Source organism: Shewanella sp. SG41-4 (genome assembly GCF_014164505.1).
Taxonomy (GTDB): Bacteria; Pseudomonadota; Gammaproteobacteria; order Enterobacterales; family Shewanellaceae; genus Shewanella.
Genome location: NZ_JACJFI010000660.1, coordinates 1 through 1103, shown reverse-complemented (window position 1 = coordinate 1103; position 1103 = coordinate 1). Strand labels below are relative to the sequence as shown.

The following is a 1103-nucleotide window of genomic DNA, read 5'->3' as shown; positions in this document are numbered from 1 at the left end:
CCACACTGTAAGTTTAGGATTGGAAACCAATGACGTTGCCGACAGTGCTGCTGTGGGTTATCACGTAACGGCTTCAAGCAGTCGCGGTTGGCAGGAAGACAATCAATTATTGCTAATGACCCTTAATGCTCGAACGGATATTCAAACTGGCCAACAAGATTTTTATAATGTCGGTTTAGCCGCTGAATTTTTCCACCAAATCAGCCCTAAGTGGACAGCCTATTCCAAGGCGCGTATCGCAACCTCACACAATAACTATCTTGATCAAACGTTTGCTCTTGGCGACGAAACCGGTGTACGGGGATATCCCAACGACTACCAACATGGTGACAATCAATGGTTGCTCACGAGTGAAATCCGATACTATCCAAACATCAACTTATATCAACTTGCCGAGTTAGGTTGGGCTGTTTTTGCCGATATAGGTCAAGCAACGGGTGGCACAGATGAGCAAAACGAAGTCGATGGCCCTATTGGTAGTATTGGTATTGGCGCACGGATTTACTCTTCTAAATCAAGTTACGGTAACGTAGCCCATGTTGATATTGCCGTCCCGATCACCACAGGAAACGACATCAACGCTTGGGAGTTCAGATTCCAAGTTAAAGACCATTTTTAATCCGGCAAACCGTTCGATTGCTGGATAAACGATGCTTCAACGAATTAACCTTGTCATTTTGTCTTTAATAATCGCAATGAATAAATCAAATAGCTACAAGCCATTGAGTTTATTGAACACTACTTATAAGCTTGTATATTAAGCTTTAATAATTTAGCTATCTGCCCGAGGTATGCACAGTATGAAGACCATTGATTTAGTGGTGCTTAGAGACGTTATGGATTTAATGCTTGATGCTGTTTGTGTGGTAGATAAAGCTGGGGCTTTTGTGTATGTCAATGCTGCATTTGAAGATATTTTTGGATATTCTCCTGACGAAGTGATAGGCAAACCCATGCTTGACCATGTTTATCCAGAAGATGGTGTAAAAACGCTTAAAGTAGTTGAATCATTGATCAATGGCAAAAATCAGCCTCGTTTTGAAAATCGTTGGGTTCGTAAAGATGGCAAAATAATTGACATTCTTTGGTCGGCACGATGGTCT

2 protein-coding genes are annotated in these 1103 nt (G+C 41.7%); both read left to right on the top strand.

From position 1 onward, the window contains the following. The coding region (locus tag H5202_RS23075) for a ShlB/FhaC/HecB family hemolysin secretion/activation protein (RefSeq protein WP_272490488.1) at positions 1–619 on the top strand (619 nt) is incomplete at its 5' end. Positions 620–800: 181 nt separating this feature from the next. Further along, on the top strand, positions 801–1103 hold a 303-nt coding region (locus H5202_RS23070; protein WP_182774062.1), incomplete at its 3' end, for a PAS domain-containing protein.